This window comes from Nitratidesulfovibrio oxamicus (assembly GCF_015731765.1).
GTDB lineage: Bacteria > Desulfobacterota > Desulfovibrionia > Desulfovibrionales > Desulfovibrionaceae > Cupidesulfovibrio > Cupidesulfovibrio oxamicus.
Genome location: NZ_VRYY01000496.1, coordinates 1 through 1,666 on the forward strand (window position 1 = coordinate 1; position 1,666 = coordinate 1,666).

The window sequence follows — 1,666 nt, forward strand, 5'->3', positions numbered from 1 at the left end:
CGGCATGGGCCGCGCCGCGCGCGCCATGGGCAGGCCGCAGGCCGCCGCCGCCGTGGTGGACGGCATGGAAGCTATTCTCACGGGGCGTGAGGCGTAAAGGCGCTTGCCTCGCCAAAGGCTGATCAAAAACACCCCAATTAGAAAAAATATTATGAATAACAACAAGATCAAAAAAATACACATGGTCGGCATCGGCGGTTCGGGCATGAGCGGCATTGCCGAGGTGCTGCTGAACCTGGGCTACGAGGTGTGCGGCTCGGACATGTCCGACGGCACGGTGGTGCGCCGTCTGCGCAAGCTAGGCGCCGAGATATACATCGGCCACGGCGAGGCCAACCTGACGGACGCGCAGGTGCTGGTGAAGTCCACGGCCATCGGCGACGAGAATCCCGAAGTGGCGGCGGCGCGCAAGCGGGGCATCCCCATCATTCCGCGCGCCGAGATGCTGGCGGAGCTGATGCGCCTGCGCACGGGCATCGCCATTGCGGGCACGCACGGCAAGACAACTACCACTTCGCTGACGGCGGCCATCTTCGACGAAGCGGGCACCGATCCCACGGTGATCATCGGCGGGCGTCTGAACGCCTACGGCGCCAACGCGCGACTGGGTGACGGCGCCTACCTGATCGCCGAGGCGGACGAATCGGACGGCTCTTTCCTGTGCCTTTTCCCCATCGTCACCGTGGTCACCAACGTGGACATGGACCACGTGGACCACTACCCCTCGCAGCAGGCCATAGACGACGCCTTCGTGGATTTCATGAACAAGGTGCCGTTTTACGGCATGAACGTGGTCTGCGGCGACGACCCCGGCGTGCGGCGACTGCTGCCCCGCGTGAAGCGCCCGGTGGTCACCTACGGCTTCGGCGAGGGCAACGCCATCCGGGCTGAGGTGCTGGCCTGCGCGGACACCAGCCTGTTCAACGTCATAGTCAACGGCGACGACATCGGCCAGGTGCGCCTGGTCCAGCCGGGCCGCCACAACATCCTGAACGCCCTTGCCGCCATCGGCGTGGCGCTGGAGTGCGACATCGCCCCCGAGAAGATCGTGGCGGGCCTAGCCAAGTTCGGCGGGGTGGGGCGGCGCTTCGAGCGCAAGGGCGAGCGCGGCGGCGTGCTGGTGGTGGACGACTACGGCCACCACCCGGCGGAGATCGCGGCCACGCTGGCAACGGCGCGCCAGTGCTTTCCGCACCGGCGGCTGGTGGTGGTGTTCCAGCCGCACCGGTTCAGCCGCACGCAGGCCCTGTTCGGGGAATTCTGCAAGGTGTTCGACGGGGTGGACAAGCTGCTGCTGACGGAAATCTACCCCGCCTCGGAAAAGCCCATCCCCGGCGTGAGCGGGCAAAGCCTTGCCCAGGGCATCCGCCAGGTGTCCAAGACCGACGTGACCTACCACCAGGATTTCGATTCCGTGCTGGCGGCGCTGCCAGAAGTGCTGCAACCCGGCGACCTGCTGCTGACGCTGGGCGCCGGCAACGTGACCACCATCGGCCCCCGTTACCTGGAAAGGGAATAGCATGCTCAAGGTTCTTGATGGCCCCGTGCTTGCGCACCGCACCACGCTCCGCCTTGGCGGCAGGGCGCTGGCAGAGGTGCGCGCGGCCGGGCCGCAGGACCTGGACGAGTTGCCCGGTGCGCTGGCCCGCCTTGGCGGAGAGCCGCG

Annotated in this window: 1 protein-coding gene and 1 pseudogene; both read left to right on the forward strand. The window is 66.8% G+C overall.

The features are described 5' to 3' along the window. Nucleotides 1–151 precede the first annotated feature (151 nt). On the forward strand, nt 152–1,519 hold the full coding sequence (gene murC / locus FVW20_RS14495; RefSeq protein WP_196610171.1) for a UDP-N-acetylmuramate--L-alanine ligase: 1,368 nt from the start codon (nt 152–154) through the stop codon (nt 1,517–1,519). Nucleotide 1,520: 1 nt separating this feature from the next. Further along, nucleotides 1,521–1,666, forward strand: a pseudogene (gene murB, locus FVW20_RS14500) (UDP-N-acetylmuramate dehydrogenase); the annotation flags it as partial.

Coding starts and splice junctions, on each gene's coding strand:
- murC (WP_196610171.1), top strand. CDS start 152: ATGAATAACAACAAGATCAAAAAAATACACATGGTCGGCATCGGCGGT.